Below are 19770 nucleotides of genomic sequence, written 5' to 3' on the forward strand. Positions count from 1 at the left end.
CTCCTCAATAACAAATTTGCCAGGACATTTTGAAACAAGGCTTTTGAATTTGCGGTAGCTTTCGCTGGTATGAGCATTTTTCCCATCGGTGCCTGCAATACGTTGCATCCATGCTTCTCTTTCGGAAAACATTTGTGCAAAAAGCATGAATTGTCTATACCCTAAAAGGCTGAAAATATCTTCTTGGCTTATGAACTCTGGTAAATCCGATATGGGTTGTTGGGCAAGAGGAGCTAATACTTTGGTGGTAAACTCTTTATAGAATTCTTCAATATTTTTTAGCTCAATATCTAAGGTTTTAAAATCTTCTTCATTTGCTTCGAGAGTAGAAGTATTTTTTTCCCATCTTCTGAATCGCTTCATCAAACGGTGGTAATTTTTAAAAATTTGTTGATGTTGATGCGAATTGGATTTATTTCTGGTTAACATTCGATCTCCAGTGCCATTTTAGTTTGTGACTAGATGATAAAAAAATTCAGAATGATATCAGGAGATAAATATTTTTGAAGAAGTTTATTCTGTGCCAAGAATATTAATATCTGTGAGATTCATTATTACCCCGTATAACTCATTAGCATAAGGTTAGCGGATCTGTATATAGTATTTTTGATTATTAGTAAAACGATCGACCTATAGCAGCTGATTGAGAGTTATTGGGATCATAGTTTTCATCTATTTCAAGAGCGGCTGCTATTTCTTTAGCTCGGAGATGAGAAGATCTATTACTATCTAACGGTCTAAAAAACAATTGAGGACTAGTACTACGCAATGAACCGTACGTGTCTACTTGTGAGTTTTCAGAAGAATAAGATGTGATATCTGAGGACTTATAACCTGATAAATCATTTAAAGTGGAGTTAGTCGTTGCAATAAATTCCGCTAAAGTTGTGTTTCCTGAGACAGGTTTTTTGCTCTCAGTATCATAGATGATGCCCTCTAGTTGAAGTAAGCTGTGCTGATAGGAATAAGTAAACGGGAATTTAAGCACATGCACTAAAGCAACTAAAGGAAGAACCATTAGAGTTGCTGCAGCTGCCAATGCAAACCTTAAAAATTGTAAACCAAAGCCTACGCAACACGATATATTTCTAAGAATGATGGAGTCATTCCATCGTTCTTCATCTCTAATATATATGAAAGGATTCTCACTACGTTGCATACTAGGCAAGCCATAATTAATTAAGACGCCAGATAATTGTGGGATCAACGTGATATCAATTAATCCATGTTTCAGCTGATTCGGATCGAGTTCTCTTCCATATATTTTTTTTAGTATCCCATAATCCCCATATATAATTGCAAACGTGTCGCTTATTCCTTCAATAAAATTATTTTTTATTAGTTTATTTAATTTTATCCATGGATACCAACTATTGATTTTCAATGCAGTGTTTTTAAAATATTCATCTGCTTTTAATCGAGACGAAGCATAAAAATATAGTTTAGGCTCTTTTCTTATAGCTAAAGAGGTTATATTTTCACGATCCTTTAAATTATCTGATATATATATATAAGAGTTGCAATTGATTAAAATGGCTTTAAGAACAAAGCTTTCTTTATTTTTTAGCGTTGGTGCTGCATAGTCCATTGCAAAAGAACTTATTTTGACTGCCTCAAGCATGAACGCTTCATTAGCTTTTAGCTCTTCAGGAATATCCTTGAGCAATGCAATGTTGTGTTTTATTTTTTCTAATTCTTGTTCTTCAAACTTACTTAGCATAATGAATGAAATCTCTTAACCAATATAAAAGCTTAACATCGTACAGTTTGTTTATTAATATTGCAAATTTAAAATAGCTATCCTAAATGATTTTACAAAGTAAGCAGCAAGGGTCAGGTCGAATGACTCGACCTTTGTTGTGTGTCAATTAATAGATTGCATTACCATTAAGGTTTACTAACTGGAAAAGAGGGTTGAATCTGAGCATCGTTTTGGGGGGGAGTGTGTTCCTCTTGTTTTTCGTTATTCATGAAATGAAACATATAATGATGTTGGGGGGCACTTTTTTTTCTACCACGTTTTATTGCATCATATTTCATTACACTTTCGACAGATTGATTCGGTTTTTTCGTAAGTTCTGGGTTATTTGTCTCTCTATTCGGGATGTCTCTATCATTTTTGAACTTAAACATAAATTTCTTCATATGCACCTTATGTTTCTGTGATTCAGAGGGCGCGTGTTTTTCCTTATTCAGTTCAAACATGTTTTCCTCCATACGCTTTTTATGTGCCTTAGGCAGCCAATACGCAGGTACTGGTCTTTTTGTGGCCTCATTATTTTCTTCCACTTTTTTTAAGCACTCTATTTTTCGCTTTTTTAAATTGACTTCAGGCTCCCTTTCTTGTGGCTCTGTATCTGCTTTCTGTTGTTCAACACCTACGCTGTTTATGTCTAAACCAAGGAAAAAATCGTCTGCATCTTGTGGTTCTTTGTCCGCCTGATGTTGCTCCAATCCTTCACCATTTATATCTAAACCAAGAAAAAAATCGACTGTTTCTTGCGACTCTTTATCAGCTTCTTGTTGCTTAAGATCTTCTTCATTTATATCTAAATCAAGAAACAAATCTTCCGATTCTTGTCGCTCCTTATTTGCTTCTTGTTGCTCAAGGTTTTCGCTATTTAAGTCCAAATCAAGAAAAAAATCATCGGTTCGTTGCGATCCTTTGTCCTCTTGCTGTGGCGCAAATTCTTCACTATTTAATTCTAAATCACGAAAAAAATCATCCGCTTGTTGAGACTCTGTTCCATTGCAAGCATCTTCCTGTTGCTTAAGGTCTTGGTCATTTAATTCTATTTCAAGAAAATGCTGGTAGGAATTAGGCATTAAAGCTCCTATTTTTGATTAGAATGGTTATGAATTAATATTTTTGTTGTCCTTATGATTAATATTTATACCTATAGGGCTGGGTCATTTATCCCTTTTTTATGGTTTGCCACCCGTAAAAGAAGGTTGATCCTGCTCTTCTTTCTGAGGCTCGATGAGCTTACCCGTATTTGTATTCAAGTGAAACATAAAACGATGTTGGGGGCCAGTTTTTTGGGGGCGCCTTTTTCTTGCCTGCTCTTGATGACTCACGAAAATTATCTTCTCGTCTTGAGCTGGTTGACTCTCCTCTTTCTCAAATCTTTGGTTGTCTTTTTTCAGCTCGAATTTAAATGAATGTTCTGCCCATGGTGGAGTTTCTTTTTTCGCTTTCAAGCAAAGCTGATTATCGGCTGTTTGCTTGAGTTTAAACATGTTTTCCGTCATACGCTTTTTATGATCTACGGGTAGCCAATAACTTTTCTGTTTTAAGGGGGGCTGATTGTTATCTTCTTGATTTTTTGCAAGCTCCCTTTTTCTCTTTTTTAAAGAATCTTCTACCTCTATTTCTTGAGATGCTTTGCGATATTCTTGTTGTTCGTCGCCTACGCTATAGCCTAAATTAAAAAAGCTGGTTGTTTCTTGGGAGTCTTTGCTGTAGAAAGCATCTTCCAGTTGCTTTAGGTCTTCATCATTCAATTCTAATTCAAGAAATGGGGAGTCCATGGTTTGTGGCTTTTTACCATAATACGCATCCTCCAGTTGTTTCAGGTCTTCGTCGTTTAGTTCTAATTTAAGAAAATGCGCGTAGGGGTTAAGCATGAAAGCTCCTATATAAAAAAATCTAACATGGTATCAATTGATTCAATTATCGTCAATATGATTATAATAAATCCTATGTTATTGGGTATTTTTTTAAATAACTTAATGCTTAATTAACCATTTGGTGGTATATTTGTACAGCATGTTCAAACAAACAAGATTTATCGAGAAGTTAAAAATGTTTTCTAAAAAAGAAATTATTTACATCCCCAAACATACACACATTCCTGCACAAGATAGTCCTCAATGTTACTTTTTTTCCTTTTTACATCTAAGAGCAATGCATAGAATACAAGTGAATGTTTCCTCTTGTGTTAGCGATATTGTTCAGGCATGTAGAAACACCAAGGATGATTTTAGAGAGATTATGTACCAGGTAATGTCCGCTTACGCTGAAGACCTTATTAGGGTTGCGGATGAAATAATTGATGAAGCAGGAGAGGATTATGATGGAGATTGGATTGAAGATTTTTTGGATAAATATGGAGTGGACTTTGCCATGGCAAGATTACTCGATTTATCCGTTACCACATTTGATGACTTAAATATCGATAGGGACATTTTCACAACTACTGAATTAGCTAACATTCTTGAAAACTTTGGTCCCATAGCCATAAGGCTCACACATGGGAATACTTTTCCTCAAGGAAAATTACCTGTAGCTGAAAAGATTAAATCTTCGAATGGATTAATAGAGAGAAACGTTTACAGTGTGGACGGATATCAACAAAATATTCCACACACCATCCTTTTAATTGGTGTTAAAAAGGAACCTAAAAAACAGGTTTATTTTATAGATCCCAATTACCCGCAAATGATTTTATCAATGGAATTTAAATTGTTTAAAAAGCACATGCTTATGGCAGAGTTTGTTCATAATTCCAGCAATACGTTAAAATCAGATGAGGTAATTTTTTCCAAACCAAAACAGACGCTGCGTCAGGATAGCAATCCCGTAGGTTTCAACCCAAAACGTCGTAAAGTAAACCCGTGTAAAGAAGATCTTATGGATGGAGCAAGCACTACAACTCTTTCCGGTGACTGTGATGATTTCTATCCAAATCTTCTATCGTCTGGCTTTTTCATGTTCAATAGCGTGCAGTCAGTTTCGCTTGGAGCCCAAGAATTAGGGAGCGCTAAGCTACCGCCTGAAGAGGAAAAGGAAGACAGCATTATGGTTTCTCTTAAATATCAATAGGGGAAAGGGGAAACAATTCCCATGCTCTATGAACGTATGATTCCATTTTTCAAGGCATACTTCTTTGAATTTTTGCTATTAACTGTCGGCAAATAAGATGCTTAGTTCGGTCACAATTTTTTAAAATATTTTTCTTAATTGCTTTTAAATCTTCAGGATCAGTAAGTTCATTGATATGATCAATGACAAATTGACGAAATGCTGCTGTACTTTTATTGCCAGTGAGGTAAGGGCTCGCATAGTTCCATGGCTTAGTTAACAGTTTGGAGACAACATCAATCATTCCTTCTGCAAACTCACCATCATCATACTCAGGATGCTCCTTGATTAGCTTTGATATTTCAACTGCTAGTTTCCATGCTTTTGGCGTATTTTGTGTTTGATTAAGATAGATTTCAGCCTCATCCATTTTAGTCTCTAATAACTTTCCTGTATTTGTTTGAGCGTTTAAAAGCTGCGAGCAACACATTAAGACATATCCCAATATGAATAATATAGTTTTTTTCATTTCAGTAATTTCCCTATTTATGAAACCTTGGTTTCAGTAATGAGTATATAACTTAATATGTCTTTGATTGTTGGTTTTAACTCACTTAGTACCAAAATATTGTGGATCTTTTCCTTTTACTCTAACGAGCCAAAAAATTATTTCCAGTCTATCATTTAAATAATATTCAGCATTGGAATCAATATCTCATTAAGGAATATTATGAATATCCCAGTACTAACTGCATGTGCCTTTTTAATTGTAACGACGGTGACTTTTGCAGACAACACCACTTACAAAGGCCCTGATAATCCCATTATTCCCGCAGATAATAATAAAATTAGATTGGATCTTTCTCAATGTATTGAAGATACCAATGAGGTGATGAGTGATAATGAAACCCATGATTTAGCGAAAGATCTATGTAAATTACGGGCAGAACATCAAACCGCTCGTAAACAAGTATTAAAAGGATTATCTGAATTAGTCGATCAATATCAAGGAGTGACCAATCATGATCATGATCAGCGATTAGCCAAGACCATTTCATTGATTCAGAACGGAATAAAAATATGCATCGATGCCTTAGCCTCTCAAGAATACTGTCACAATATAGGTTGTGCTACTGAACCAGAAATTGATGCTATCTTTTGTGATAAGCAAGCGATGGCGATTATCAATAGAATTTTAGGACGGGAGTAATATAGAGAGCACGGATAAAAGCTTAGCGATGGTGACAATTCGTGATCGTGTCCTCTTCGCGGGAACGAGCACGAAGGTTAGGCCTTGGCCTAACCTTCGCCTATGCGCTGCGCGCTCTATTCTTGCGGAATTATTTTTTGTTTCGTGTGTTTCTCAGAGAATATGATGGCAAAAAATATCATTAACGCACCGACACAAAATTGAAAAGTTAATTTTTCATGTAAATAAATGGCCGCAGTTATTGTAGCGAATACCGGTTCGAGGGAAAAAATTATGGCTGCTTTGGTTGCACTGATATGTTTTTGAAATTGCAGTTGCAATACAAAAGCAATGATTGATGCAAAAATACTACAAAATAAAATCGATACCCAGATATTCATTTGTTGAGGAATTGCAATTTTATTGGTAAAAAAACTACCTACCCCCACCAAAATACAAACAAAAGCGGCCTGTATGAATGTTAAGGAAAATGATTGATGAATATGAGAAGCTTTTCCAGCACAAATAATATAATTTGCGAAACAAAAGGCACAGAGTAATATCCAGATATCACCCTGATTTATCGAGAGTCCATTTGAAAGTGTAATAAATCCGATGCCAATCATTGCTATCAAAGTCGATACAAATAAATAGAGTGATGGCCACTGTTTATTGGATAATGACTCCAAAAGCGCAACTAAAATAACAGAGAACCCAGTAATGAAACTTGCTGTTGATGCCTTGGTGTAACGTAAGCCAATGGTTTGAAAGACTACAGTCCCGGCCAAAAAAATGCCTAATACTATTCCATAAAGAAAAACTTGTTTGTTAAATTTTATTTTTTTCCAAAAAACAATCAATAATAGGATGCTTGCAATTCCAAATCGCCAAAATAAAAAATTAAGCGGGGAAAGGGTTGCCACAGCATCCTTTATAAATGCAAAAGTCATTCCCCAAAATAAGGTGGCGAGTATTATAGCTCCTGTTCCAAGAGCCGATTGATTTTTTTTTATCATTGACACGGACGTCTCCCTGATTATGTCCCTTGGTGGAATCTACCCAACAAATGGAGTATTTAAATCAAGCCGCGCTGTGATGCAAAAACTCCAAAGAAATTAGATTGATAATAAACTTACAATCTATATTTGACTCCATTAAGTTTATCGAAAATCATTTTCTGCATAACAAAATTTTAAATCATCTAATTATTTGTGCTCCCGAAAATGGGGATGATCCGGAAAGAGCCGGATTTTTTATGGTTTGAAAAAATGAATTGTAATTTATGGCTCTACCCCAAATAAGGGGGCATTTTAATCAAGTTAGTCTAGACTAACCCTTTGATTTGACGGTCAAAAGGAAGATTAAAATGCCTAAGAAAGATTGTATCCTAAATTTGCCTGGATATTCTATTAAAAGAGTAAGTGGAGAAAACCCGGTATACATAGAGGTAAGCTATCGCTGGGTAGTTCGCTGTATTCATTGTGGTAATAAGAAGTTACGTAAAAAGGACAGTTTTATAAGACGAATCCGTCATGAATCGATTGGATTGCGACGTAGTTATTTGTGTTTAAAAGCTCATAAGTATTATTGTCCATCATGTGGTCGTTATTTTAATCAGCGATTTCCTGGGATAGGGAAACATCAAAGAGCGACGGAGAGTTTACGAAAACAAGTATTTCACTATCACAGTAAGGGAGTGAGTCAAAAAGATTTGTCTCGGGACTTAAAGCTGGGCAAATCGACTGTAGAGCGTTGGTATCACTATGGTTATGAGCTCCGTTATAAAAAGATATCGAGACGCTCTTGTCCTCGGATATTAGGCCTTGATGAGCATTCATTTAATAGAAAGGTTGGGTATGCGACAACCTTTTGTGATTTAGCCAAGCACAAAATCTTTGATGTGGTTGAAGGGCGTAGTGCTAAAGACTTAGAGAGCTATCTCAAGACCTTAGAGGGGCGGGATAAAGTGCTTGTTGTGTGTATTGATTTAAGCAGCAGCTATCGCTTATTAATAAGACGTTATTTTCCTAATGCAAAGATAGTGGCTGACCGTTTCCATGTGATTCGCTTGTTGAATCAGATGAGCCTCCAGACTTATCAACAGATTGACCCTCAAATAAAGTATCAACGTGGTCTATTAGCTGCATTAAGAACGAATGAAGCCAATTTAACGATAAAACGATTAAATAGAAGAGCCAGCTATTTACAGCACCAGCCAGCAATTGCGGCTATCTATCACTTTAAGCAACGTCTCCATCGACTCCTGATGAAAAAGCATCGGACAGCAAAGCAATGTAAGCGTTTACTGCCTTTGTTTCTTAAATACGTAACGCTTTTAAAAGAAAGTCCTTTTGAGTCACTAAAGACTCTAGGTAAAACATTATACCAATGGCGTGAAGAAGTGGTTAGAATGTGGCGGTTTACTAAAAACAACGGCATTACGGAAGGGTTTCATCGTAAAATGAAACTGATTCAAAGACGTGCTTACGGGTTTAGAAATTTTGAAAATTACAGGTTAAGGGTTAAAGTTTTGTGTTCTTGATTAGTGCCCCCGGAAATGGGGAAGAGCCTAATTTATTGATTTTATGGGGTCTCATGGTGGCCAGAGGCAGAATCGAACTGCCGACACGAGGATTTTCAGTCCTCTGCTCTACCGACTGAGCTATCTGGCCCCGAGGGTTGCTATTAGACTCCGAGAAGCGTTTTGAGTCAAGTGTTGAATGCATTTTTTTTTAAAAAAAATTGTTTTTTATTCTTAGCCCATTAATTTCTGAATTATTATTTTATGAATCTTTTATAGTCATAGTGCTTTTTTTGAATAAATGATTGTTTTTTAAGTATTTAATTTTATCTTTTTGGTCCAAATTAAATCTAATTGGTACTTGATTTTTCTATTGTGCTAAGTTTATGTCAACATTTTAGGATGAAGAAGAAAATAGACGATTTTGGGAGGGGAGTGACGTTCTTAATTTTAATTTAATGAGCACATGGAGCCACTGGCTTGAAATAAACGTTTCAGACAGTGGCTACATAATCCAAGCTTGTTTCCGATTTTAGAACAAGAGAAAATATTCACGCTTTTTTTATTCTCATAACAAGAGCCATGAGGAATCTCTAATACTCCCCTACAGTGGGGTAATCTCTCGCTAAGGCTTGAAGTTTTGCAACCGGGACTACATTTAATTTATTTAGGTGTATAACCAGCGGGTTTTTCAGAACCCTCACCAAAAAAATATTTTTGCATTTCTTCTTTTAAAAACTCGCGTGCTTTAGCTTCCATTAAATTCAGGCGGTATTCATTGATGAGCATGGTTTGGTGGGTTAACCACATATTCCAGGCCTGTTTTGATACTTCATTATAAACCCGTTCACCTAATGCACCGGGGAAGGGTGGTTTTAATAAGCCTTCAGCTTCGTGTTTTAATTTACAGCAATATACTATTCTGGTCATGTTTGCCTCTTATTTGCTACATCATAAACGCAGTATAGTGTACGTGTTATTTGGCAATTTTGTACTTAAAATGATTAAATTATTTTTTAGTCCGAACGGTGTTTCGCCTGTGCCAATAAAATATGTTGAGAAAGAATTTGTTCTTGTTCATTGGTTAATCCATTAAATGATACTGCAGTTCGGTAGTTATGTTCGCTTTGATATTGGCTATAAACCACAGTGCCTTCAACAATGACAGGTATCATTTTAGGTTTGGTATAGATGACCAATTTTAACAGTGTTTTTTCCTTAATGAGCTCAGGTGTCTTAAATGCCATTCCACCTAGACTAATATTGACCTTGCGTAGCTGAATCGTATTGGTCATAAGCATTTGTCGTGATAAGTAATCTATTTTTGCGTTGAGTAGATTAAGATAGTGGGCTATTGTAGGTTCTTTAAGCGCAATAACTTGAGTTAGTTCCGCTAATTCATAATCAATTTCTTGAAAATAATGTGCAGCCTCAAGATATCGTTGCCCATTTTTGCCTAAAAGTTGATCCACAACTGCGCGATCAGGACACAGTTCCCCTGGCTCCATAACTCGGTAGTTAAAATAGATATGATCTTCTACTCGAAAATGTTGACGTCTCTCATGTATAGGCATAATTGCTCCATTAACTTCATTCAGTATATGCAAATAAATTATTAATTGCATAACATTTTTATATGTTCCTCAAGTTCTGTGTCCGATGACAATGAAGTCGGTGATGATTTTACTGTCCACACCTCTTCTTCCTTCTCCTGCTTTGTTTCAATGATGAATACATCCTGCTTCAATCCATCTTGTTGCATGCATGATGATGTGAGAAGCTGGCTAAAATAAGGTATTGTAAATACCTCTAATTGACACATTACCTCTTTAGCTTTACTGGAGAGTTCGGCGCTTTCTTTCTGTGCCTGGGTATAATTTGTTGCTGCATTTGCTCTTTGTAGGCATTCATCAAGAAAATTTATAAATTGTTGATCGGTGATTTTATCTTGTTTTATTGCTTGTAATACGACTGCATTAAATTCGGATACTCTATCCAGCTTTAAAGCAGCAGCAAAAGCATTATTTAACTTCACTGGAACTTTTAAAGGAAGTATCAACCGCTGCAATTGTTGCTGTGCATCAAAATAGAATTTTTTGAAGACATGCATGCCAAAGCCTCTATCATGCGCGCTCATAATCAATTGTTTCAATTGTTCTTCCGTTTCAACAATACATTTCAATTGTTCATCAACAGAGACCTTATCATTATTCATTTTCTCACGGTAACTTGTAATCGTGTGCATAATGTAAGTTCGATTTCCTGCATTATAAGCTTCTTTAATTGCTGCCAAGTCGAGTGGATCCAAATAGTTTATGGCTGGATCTAAGACTAATTGATGCTCAGGATGGAGTATGTCTTCTCTTAATGCAATCAATTGAGCTTTACTTAGGGTGATCGTTTTTGCTGTGGTGATAGTTATGGAGTCACCTCCACCACGCCGTTTAATAAAATCCACCATGACTGAAGAGACTTTGTCGCTAAAGGTGAGTTGTATCAAGTCATTACCCAGATCATCTATTTTTTTAAGTTTATTTTGTTGTCTGTAAGTCCAAGGGTTTTTAAAAGGGCGCCCATCGTCACTATACAATATAGGATTATGTATTAGTTTTTCAAAAATCAAAGCATTTCTTACCATAGGCAAATCGATATCACCAGTTGATTGCGGTAACATATCATCAATTGCTGCGAGACGTTCCATTAACCGAGTGCGCAACGTTTCTGCATCTTTTTCTAAAAGCATGAGATCACTTAACTCGGAAGTTAATTGGCTTTGTTTTTCAGTGCTCAATGGTTTTTTAAATTGTCGTTTAATTCGAGCTGCTTGTTGCTGATGTTGCCATATAACGTGAGTCACATATTGGAGAATTTTATCGTCCATTGCACGTAATTGCATGATGCTTTCAAATTTAGAATGCATGGACGAATCTTCAATGAGGGTACGATTTCTCCCCAAACCATGGCGTGTGTGTTTCTTAAGAAACTCTCCTGGTATAAGACACAAGCGTGAATCAAGGATAAATTTGTGAGTATCCATAAGTGACTGGTCAAAAATAAAAAGTGATTTTGCATTTCTTAATGCCTTATTTTGACAATTTCCACCTATTGCATCGGTATCACTGCATAGGTAAAGCAAGGCAAATGCATCGCCAAAATCATCAATAAAACAGTCCGCTTGTATTCCTTCACCTAAAGATTTGATGGTTGAATAGTGAGTATAAGTTTTCCCTAATAACCATGCGTAAAAAGTTTTTCCTAAAGAAAAACCACTAAGTAACTGTATCTCATCAAAAGGAATAAATAATGCAGGGTGTCCGTTATGAGAAATGGTCGTGGTAGTGGCCGTATCTAATTCCATCAATCGAGAAACATTAAGCGCCATTGCTTCATGTTGAACTTCTTGAATAGCACCATGTTTAGGTAGTTTGATAATGGCTTCCGTACACAGTTTATATTGTTCTCTCGCAGCCTGATAATCTTTTATACTCAAATCTGGCGCACTCTCACATAGATGGCGTAATTGTTTTTTTACATTGTCCAAACTCATTAAGGTGATTTTTTCTGTTACACCACCTATATTTTCTTGTAATGTACAATAAATAAGCGTGGACCCATTGTCTTGCGGGATACAGATACGCTTTAATTCATTAATATTATTAAGATCGGATAGAATATTTAATCGTTCTTCTATCCTTTCTTTTTCTGAATCATTATGCGGCAACCGTTCCATCTCTTCTTGCAGACGTTGAATCAGTGCTGTGACCTGTATGAAATTGGAGGCGTCAAATGCTGTGGCTTCTGGAAAAGTTTGGGTAAGCGAGTACAGTTTTGTTCTGCTGTTAATTATTAAATCATCTAATTCAGTATCAACTTCTGTGGGTGTATGAGTTGGTCGTTCGTAGTAATTGTCTTTGGGTAATCGAATAATCTCATGAGCATTCTGGGTATAGCGTATGCCTTCTTCTGCTTTTTTGAAGTCGACAGACTTTAATAGAGGAGGTGAGCCCCCTTTCTCAAAGGTACAAGAATATTTAATGATGCCACAAAATTCTCGCCACTGTTCGGGATCTGACTCTAGGGTTTCCAAGTCAAATAAACCATTTTGATGGAAATCGATATGATCCAACAACTTATCCAGATCAGAATAATGCTCAAGATCGATACTTTGCAGCTCCATTGCAATAGGATTTTCACACTTTTCTTTTAAAAATCTTTTGATAATCCTATTTTTTTGCCCCAACTCCATTAGTTACGTCCTTATAAAACCAAATTATTCCTGATTATAAATATAGACAATTTTTATGCTTTTGGTCAAAAAGAACTTTAAGGATTTCCATAGAATAATCAATGTGAATACAACAGAAAATTTTAAAAATTACGATTGTTATTAGTTTGTATTCGAAGAAAAAAACAATTTTGAGGAAATGAAGTAGCTCTTCCTTGAGCATTTATCTACTTTTTATTGTACCAAACTTGTAGTTGTATCTATGGTTCGGATGTTTTTCCTTCAGTCAATGGTTCAAAAACATCTTGAATCCGCGGGTGCTGCGTTCTTTGCTCACCTCTAAAGAGGGTGCTTCCAACCCGATGTGCTGATGCACCTCTTTTCTTCGATGAGACAGCTTTGGACAATTTTGCATAATTTGCAAAAAATTGTTGGCTTTCTGCAAGACCCACAGAAGTTTTTTTCTTATGTTGTTGAGGTTTCTCTCGGTGTGGAGACCCCTTTTGAGATTCAGAATGTAATGTTCCACCTGCAGATTTTTGGGAAGCAACGGGTGCTTCTGCTTTCTTAGAACTGTTTTTCTTGACTACCATCGTCTGAAATGAAGAGGACTCCGCTGGGGTTTCTTCATTGCTAATCGTAGGGGATTTTGCGGGTGTGCCTTCTCGATCTTTTTCACCCTCAGGCGCTTCCTCTTCATTATCAGCCTCATCGCTCTCGCTGTCCGAGTTCGAGGTATTAAGGGCTCGAATCTCATCTAAATGAGTTTCAAAGTAATCTTTGAAGTTATTTGATTCAGCGATGCCTAAATCATCGAGCTCTTCTGCAGGCAAAAATTCTAATTGAATAAAATGGGTGCGGAATGTTGGATCGTTATAATCGAGAGAAAGCTTTATTTTGTCTACTGGGGTCACTCTGTCCACTCTGAAAAAGCCGAAAGAGAGAAGATGGATTGCTTGTCTCCACCAGCTTGCAGCCCCCCAATCTTCGGTTAATAGAGCATCTTCAATATCCTCAGAAATTCTGGAAAAATATTCTTTCGAATATTTTTGATAACATTTTGTCGCTAATTGTTCGGCGATTCGATTTAAGCGAGGTTCTTTAGGATCTCGTTCTGAAATAGCGGTAAAAATGGCGTCCGCTTGCTCTAAAAATACTTCTTTTTCGAGGTTATCGGCGGCCAAAAGCTTTTTAATACCTATTAATTCATTTTTAATGCCTAATGTCTCTGAAGATAATGCTATTTCAAGTTTTCTATGAAATACAGCCGGGTTGTTAATCAAGAATAATAGCTGTTGGAATTGATCAATGGAAAGTCTTTTTCCTACTTCAGGACGTGTTAATTCTTCAACAAGAATGGACAAATTGGTTATTGCATGGCCTGGTTTTTGAAAATATGAAAGTGCAGTCCGATGACGCGTTTTTCTTAAATCAGGTAGCTTATCCACTTGCGTCACAATTAAGAATTCTTTAAGCGCCATACCGAGTTGGTAGGACATCAGTTGTTCCACATTGAGGTGGGTTTTGTACGCAGCAGGAGAGTATGTCTTAGTCTCTTCATTAATACATACAAGATATTCGGGAGGAGCGTAGCGCGGAGAAGCTCGTAGTAAGCTGGCAAAAGGATTGGGGGAATTGACAAATGTTTTGCGGTCACTAATTACCAACTTATTATTATGTGCCAAAAAATTACTTAATTTAATATCAGGATGGTAGTAACCTGCTTCTTTGAGTTTAAGACAAAAATCATTAATTTGATTAAAGTGAAATTTTGCTCTTGCGGCGATTGTTTCTTGGGACTCGCCTTTTAGCGATTTTGCGACATGAAGTAAATTTCCCTGGTTAGCATATTGGCTTAATACCACCGGCCTGTATTCTAGTTCCTGCTGGTCTTCACTTTTGAATTGCATCATAAAAAGACCACTATCATTCGCGAAATATTTTGAAACAGGATCAGAGTATAGATCTTGATCACTTAAATCACTTCGGTCTACTACAGATAGAACCAGAGTTTTGTCCCAGCCTCTCATTTCGAGTGTATAGTTGTGGTTATTAACAGCCTCGTCACCTAGAACCTCTGTCTTATAGGCAGAGCTACATGTAACAATTTCACCTTTAATAGCGCTGATTTTCTCTTTGGCCAGTGCTAAAATTCGAGTGTGGTCATCGAGATTTTGTTTCAGTATCATATCGTGTTCAGCTAACAGACTAAGACGCTGGCTTATTGTTACAAATTGTTCTTTAATTTGGGAAAAAGGTTGGCTGCTCTTCAATAATTCATCTCGCTCTTTCATTAACTTATAGAGCTCGGTGTCATCTTGTTCTGGTAGCTCAGCGGCAGCTAAAGGGCATTGTGCTGCTACTGCCTTTGCAAATTGAATTCCTTTGTAAAGGAAAGCACCATCAGGATTTATTCCATAAGCCAAGAGATGTGCTTGCCAACTCTCTTCATCAGTGGCTGAGAGCCATTGATATTCTCCTTCAGTGATACGTATTGAATTGACTGAGTAATTGATTTTTTGCAGGTAAAATAAACGCTGGACGACATCTTCAGGTGCTATTTTATTAAAGTCATGGATCAGTCTTATTAACTTTCGATATTTCGCGCTTATAGGTTTTACTGTTAATCCCATGGATACTCCATTACAAAAAAATCAAAAAATATTATCGATTCATTGAAGGTCGACGATTAATTTTTACTCGGTGCTATTAAAAATTGTGTAAAATTACAGCATAGTACCACTTATCTTTCAAGAATAATAATTGCCCAGAAGGAAAGTAATTGTGTTGTACTACTCATTTTCAGTTGTTCACTGTGCAACTTAAATCGCGTGAGCAAATAGGGCTTGGTTTTAGATGATGCAATTCCTATGAAAACCACTATCTTAAGTGATCAGTTTTATGATTTAATATTCATTATTTCCAGCTTAAAAAAAGGTTATCATGACTTTTGTAGTAACAGAAAGTTGTATTAGGTGTAAGTATACTGATTGTGTTGAAGTATGCCCTGTTGATTGTTTTTATGAAGGACCCAATTTTTTGGTGATTCATCCAGATGAGTGTATTGATTGTGCATTGTGCGAACCTGAATGTCCTGTCAATGCCATTGTTTCTGAGGATGATTTAACTTCAGAACAGCAGCAATTTAAAGAATTAAATGCTGAACTTGCTAAAAACTGGCCTAATATAACTGCTAAAAAGGATGCCCCACCTGATGCCAAAGATTGGGACGAGGTTAAGGATAAACTTCAATATTTACAGAAAGAGTGGTAGAAATCACTTCACTTGCTGACTCATGCCAGCGAATTCTTAGTGAGAAAGGTCGACTTTCCACGGCTATTGCAGGATTTGTGGCGCGTAAGCCACAATCTGATTTAGCTGTAGCGATTGCTGAAGCAATTGAAGAAAAATCAATTTTGATTGCTGAGGCAGGTACGGGAACAGGCAAAACTTTTGCTTACTTGCTTCCTTGCTTGTTAAGTGGCAAAAAAGCACTGATTTCTACAGCAACTAAAACACTGCAAGATCAACTTTATCAAAAAGATTTACCTACTTTGGTTAGAGCCTTAGGATTATCTGCACGTATACAAAATCTAAAAGGAAGATCCAACTATATTTGCCAATACCGAGTAGAACTGCACTCCGAAGAAGGGCAGTTTCAAAGCCCCCAATGCGCGCATGAAGTGGCTCATGTACGCAGTAAATTATCACAAATGAAAAACGGGGATCGTTCGGAACTACCCGAACTGAGTGAGGATTCACCCGTCTGGCCATATGTTACCTCCACAGTGGATAATTGCTTAGGCGCTGAGTGCCCTAATCACGAAACCTGCTTCTTACTCAAAGCACGTAAACGTGCGCTCGATGCAGATGTGGTGGTGATTAATCATCATCTTTTTTTTGCGGATTCACGCTTAAAAGAAGAGGGGTTTGGCGAGTTATTGCCAGGTGTGGATGTTATTATCTTTGATGAAGCCCATCAACTTGCCGAAATAGCAACTCATTTCAATGGTGAACGTATTGGAACGCGTCAATTTCGTGATTTATTAGATGATCTGATTAAAGAGTGGCCGGTTATGGATCTGGCAAATCAACCTTTAAAACTCTTAAGCCATAAAGCCGATCAGCTCCTTGATGAATTATTAAATTGTTTACCCGGAGCGGATGAGCGGTTCAGTTGGCATGAAGTAAAGCATAATAAATCCTTTATGGGGGCATGGACTAATTGGTTGACGTTAAAAGATGAAGTGATGAACTGCTTTAGCGAACTATCGCTTACTGAATTTCCTGGACTGGCGCGGTGCAAAGAGCGATTGGAAGAGTTTGCTCGAATTTTGTCGTTCTTTACTCAGGAAAGTAATAATAAAATACGTTGGCTGGAACGTTTTAGACATACTTTAGTTTTTCACATTACTCCCTACGATGTTGCAGAAACGTTCAGTAGCTTGCTCCTGCGCCAAGAGTGTACTTATGTATTTACTTCGGCAACTTTAACTATTGCAGATTCTTTTGATTGTTTTTGTAAACCACTTGGATTGAATGGGGCGAGAACATTATTATTGCCCAGTCCTTTTGATTATCGACAACAAGCGTTACTTTATTTGCCTAGAGGATTACCCGATCCAAAAGATTCAGCCTATTATGAGTTATTAGTATCACGAGCCATTCCTTTAATTGACGCTTTAGGAGGCCGCTGTTTTTTTCTGTTTACCAGTCATAAAGCATTAAAACAAGTTGCCCAAATGATGGACAATATTTTAAACTACCCCTTATTAATTCAGGGCACGGAGGCAAAACCAATTTTATTGGAGCGTTTTAGACAATTAGGTAATGCTGTTTTATTGGGAACCGCCACTTTTTGGGAAGGAGTGGATGTAAAAGGTGAGGCTCTTTCTTGTGTTATTATTGATAAGTTGCCTTTTTCCAGTCCGGTTGATCCTGTAATTCGTGGTAGAATGGCTTACTTAAAAGAAAAAGGTTTGTCAGGTTTTGATGAACTATCTCTACCAGGGGCAGTAATTGCCCTAAAGCAAGGGGTAGGGCGGTTGATTCGGGATAACACTGATAAAGGGGTTCTAATGATCGCCGATCCTCGTCTAACCAGCAGAGACTATGGTGGACGAATTTTGGCCAGTTTGCCCCAATTACCGAAAACACGCGATGAGCAGAAAGTGCTTACATTTATTAAAGAATTAGAGCTGGATTATGAAACTGCTAGCGATTGATACATCTACAGAAACGGCCAGTGTGGCTTTACTGACCGGGAAAGAATTACTTTGTGAAGAACAAAGTAATCAAAAAACACATGCACAATTTATTTTACCGATGATTGATAAGCTAATGGCCAACGCCAGTTTACAAATGCATCAGCTGGATGGCATAGTATTTGGTCGTGGCCCCGGAAGTTTTACCGGTTTGCGTATAGCATGCAGTATTGCAAAAGGATTGGCTTATGCTCATGATTTGCAGTTGATTCCAGTGAGTAGCTTAGTCGCTATCGCTTGGTCGGTCCGCCAGGAAAAGCAGATGAATCAGCTCCCTGTATTGGCCGTACTGGATGCGCGTATGCAGGAAATGTACTGGGCTTATTTTGCGCCAGATCAATGGATAGCAGAGGAGCGTGTTAATCCAGTGCATGAACTCAGTCTTCCTGAGAATCAACCTATAACTCTTGCAGGAGTAGGGGCAGACTTATATTGGGAGGCGTTTACCCCGGAAGTTAAATCACAAATTAGTGATAAAATTACAGTGAATCCTTCTGCGGCAGCTATGATTCAATTTGCGCAATTTTTTGGGCAAAAACCCATTTCAGTTGCTCATGCTCAACCTGTATATGTACGAAATAAAGTGACTTAGGTTCTTTGGAGAATTTTGTGGATAAAAAACTATTGGAAATATTGGTGTGTCCTTTATGTAAAGGAAAATTATTATTAAAAAAACAGGAACTTATCTGTAAATTCGATCGATTGGCATTTCCTATCCATGATGATATTCCTGTGATGTTAGAGCATGAGGCTCGAGTTATTTCATTGGAAGAAAAGGATAAGTTGTAATACTAAATGACAGCTATAGAAAAATCTATGTAAGTCATTGTCTTCTTATATCGAGCTCTATGGATATTTATTTCTATTATTAGGAATACAAATTTTCTTTATTTGTCCGATAATAATTCTTTTTGATCTATAATTTACCATAAGTGGTGCGCGTTTAGCATGTTTTGCGAGACCAAAATGGTAGATTTTATAGATAAAAAAAATTTTTTTGGTAAAAAAATGGGGATTCATGCACCAGGTGTTGCTCCTAAGACGAGCGGTACTGTAAAGGGAAAGTGGCTTTGGTATCGTGAGCGTGAAGAAAATAAATCCACTATCTCGCAAGAAAGAGACATAGACAGACAACAGTATTTAAAAGCAACTGATGTAGAGAAACAACAACGTCTTTATTTGGTCAAAACAGGGGCCATCAGACTTCAAACTAAAGAAGATTATTCGATTAATAATGTTCGTAATCGAGTAGAAGTTGCTAATTCTGGCCTCTTAAACTTTTTCCTCGGTGACGGGACAGCGGTCAGGAATACGATAGCTTACTCTACATATCATAATGAAAAAAATCCTGATAACTTTCCATCTGGCAATAAATTTTATCTTGATGAAAATGGTTTTGTAAAAGAAGAACTGGCATCTCAATTTGCTGGTCAGTTTGATACCCCCAAAGGAAAAAAAACAGAAGTCTATAATAGGGAGAAATTACAAGAATCAGGTTTTGCTCCATTAAGGAAGGCATTTGTTGTTTGTGGCCTTATGGGGTTTCATGATTTTTTGGGAAATTACGATAATTTTGCTTTTATCAATGGCAAGTTAATGATAACTGATACCGGTGTGGGTAGTGGGAATACAGGTCAGCATAGTTCCTATGTACGAGCTGGGAATACCCATTTTGATAGTAATGTAATAAAGGACTTAGATAGTTTATTCGAAAATAAAAATGCACTTGTTTCCGAGTTTAGAGAGCATTTAACAATTAAGGATGTT

General features: G+C 36.9%; 17 protein-coding genes, 1 tRNA gene and 1 pseudogene. 8 read left to right on the forward strand and 11 right to left on the reverse strand.

Annotation, left to right across the window (positions count from 1 at the left end; genetic code table 11):
- The 4 genes and pseudogenes from OQJ26_RS18855 to OQJ26_RS18870 form a co-directional block, all read right to left on the reverse strand.
- Window positions 1–429 (reverse strand): annotated as a pseudogene (locus OQJ26_RS18855) (EbhA); the annotation flags it as partial.
- A gap of 184 nt (window positions 430–613) precedes the next feature.
- Window positions 614–1720: a DUF4116 domain-containing protein gene (locus tag OQJ26_RS18860; protein WP_265705233.1), complete on the reverse strand. Its 1107-nt coding sequence runs from the start codon at window positions 1718–1720 to the stop codon at window positions 614–616.
- A gap of 167 nt (window positions 1721–1887) precedes the next feature.
- Window positions 1888–2826, reverse strand: a complete 939-nt coding sequence (locus OQJ26_RS18865; protein WP_265705234.1) for a hypothetical protein — start codon at window positions 2824–2826, stop codon at window positions 1888–1890.
- Window positions 2827–2925: 99 nt separating this feature from the next.
- Window positions 2926–3627 (reverse strand): hypothetical protein, encoded by a 702-nt coding sequence (locus OQJ26_RS18870; protein WP_265705235.1) that lies wholly within the window; start codon window positions 3625–3627, stop codon window positions 2926–2928.
- A 178-nt stretch (window positions 3628–3805) separates the two neighbouring features.
- Between OQJ26_RS18870 and OQJ26_RS18875 the strand changes: the two genes are divergently transcribed.
- Entirely contained in the window at window positions 3806–4825 is a 1020-nt protein-coding gene (locus OQJ26_RS18875; protein WP_265705236.1) for a hypothetical protein, read from the forward strand.
- 49 nt (window positions 4826–4874) lie between these two features.
- On the opposite strand, the gene OQJ26_RS18880 is transcribed toward OQJ26_RS18875, so the two are convergent.
- Complete coding sequence (locus OQJ26_RS18880) at window positions 4875–5333, reverse strand: hypothetical protein (protein ID WP_265705237.1); 459 nt, start codon at window positions 5331–5333, stop codon at window positions 4875–4877.
- 201 nt (window positions 5334–5534) lie between these two features.
- Between OQJ26_RS18880 and OQJ26_RS18885 the strand changes: the two genes are divergently transcribed.
- On the forward strand, window positions 5535–6014 hold the full coding sequence (locus OQJ26_RS18885) for a hypothetical protein (protein ID WP_265705238.1): 480 nt from the start codon (window positions 5535–5537) through the stop codon (window positions 6012–6014).
- A 116-nt stretch (window positions 6015–6130) separates the two neighbouring features.
- Here OQJ26_RS18885 and OQJ26_RS18890 read toward each other — a convergent pair whose 3' ends face one another.
- A complete protein-coding gene (locus OQJ26_RS18890; RefSeq protein ID WP_265705245.1) occupies window positions 6131–7009 on the reverse strand; it encodes a DMT family transporter in 879 nt (292 codons plus the stop codon).
- Window positions 7010–7359: 350 nt separating this feature from the next.
- On the opposite strand from OQJ26_RS18890, the gene OQJ26_RS18895 reads away from it, so the two are divergent.
- Window positions 7360–8535: an ISL3 family transposase gene (locus OQJ26_RS18895; protein ID WP_265704196.1), complete on the forward strand. Its 1176-nt coding sequence runs from the start codon at window positions 7360–7362 to the stop codon at window positions 8533–8535.
- A 54-nt stretch (window positions 8536–8589) separates the two neighbouring features.
- Here OQJ26_RS18895 and OQJ26_RS18900 read toward each other — a convergent pair.
- The 5 genes from OQJ26_RS18900 to legK7 all read right to left on the reverse strand — a co-directional run bounded on the left by OQJ26_RS18900 (window position 8590) and on the right by legK7 (window position 15372).
- Window positions 8590–8665: transfer RNA gene (locus OQJ26_RS18900), tRNA-Phe, on the reverse strand.
- Between the two features lie 512 nt (window positions 8666–9177).
- Window positions 9178–9444, reverse strand: coding sequence for an oxidative damage protection protein (locus tag OQJ26_RS18905; RefSeq protein WP_265705239.1), 267 nt, complete (start codon window positions 9442–9444; stop codon window positions 9178–9180).
- A gap of 86 nt (window positions 9445–9530) precedes the next feature.
- Window positions 9531–10088, reverse strand: coding sequence for a PilZ domain-containing protein (locus tag OQJ26_RS18910; protein WP_028380206.1), 558 nt, complete (start codon window positions 10086–10088; stop codon window positions 9531–9533).
- Window positions 10089–10129: 41 nt separating this feature from the next.
- A complete protein-coding gene (locus OQJ26_RS18915; protein WP_265705240.1) occupies window positions 10130–12760 on the reverse strand; it encodes a hypothetical protein in 2631 nt (876 codons plus the stop codon).
- A gap of 239 nt (window positions 12761–12999) precedes the next feature.
- Window positions 13000–15372, reverse strand: coding sequence for a LegK7 family Dot/Icm T4SS effector kinase (gene legK7 / locus OQJ26_RS18920; protein ID WP_265705241.1), 2373 nt, complete (start codon window positions 15370–15372; stop codon window positions 13000–13002).
- 310 nt (window positions 15373–15682) lie between these two features.
- Between legK7 and fdxA the strand changes: the two genes are divergently transcribed.
- The 5 genes from fdxA to OQJ26_RS18945 all read left to right on the forward strand — a co-directional run.
- Window positions 15683–16012 (forward strand): ferredoxin FdxA, encoded by a 330-nt coding sequence (gene fdxA / locus OQJ26_RS18925; protein WP_028380209.1) that lies wholly within the window; start codon window positions 15683–15685, stop codon window positions 16010–16012.
- Complete coding sequence (locus OQJ26_RS18930; protein WP_265705242.1) at window positions 16006–17964, forward strand: ATP-dependent DNA helicase; 1959 nt, start codon at window positions 16006–16008, stop codon at window positions 17962–17964. Before fdxA ends, OQJ26_RS18930 begins: the two co-directional genes overlap by 7 nt.
- Window positions 17945–18595, forward strand: a complete 651-nt coding sequence (tsaB, locus tag OQJ26_RS18935; protein WP_265705243.1) for a tRNA (adenosine(37)-N6)-threonylcarbamoyltransferase complex dimerization subunit type 1 TsaB — start codon at window positions 17945–17947, stop codon at window positions 18593–18595. The genes OQJ26_RS18930 and tsaB overlap by 20 nt, the downstream gene beginning before the upstream one ends.
- Before the next feature lie 17 nt (window positions 18596–18612).
- Window positions 18613–18792, forward strand: a complete 180-nt coding sequence (locus OQJ26_RS18940) for a Trm112 family protein (RefSeq protein ID WP_058477350.1) — start codon at window positions 18613–18615, stop codon at window positions 18790–18792.
- A 177-nt stretch (window positions 18793–18969) separates the two neighbouring features.
- A partial coding sequence (locus OQJ26_RS18945; protein WP_265705244.1) for a hypothetical protein occupies window positions 18970–19770 on the forward strand: 801 nt, incomplete at its 3' end.

The organism is Legionella sheltonii, from assembly GCF_026191355.1.
In the GTDB taxonomy this organism is placed as follows: Bacteria; Pseudomonadota; Gammaproteobacteria; order Legionellales; family Legionellaceae; genus Legionella; species Legionella sheltonii.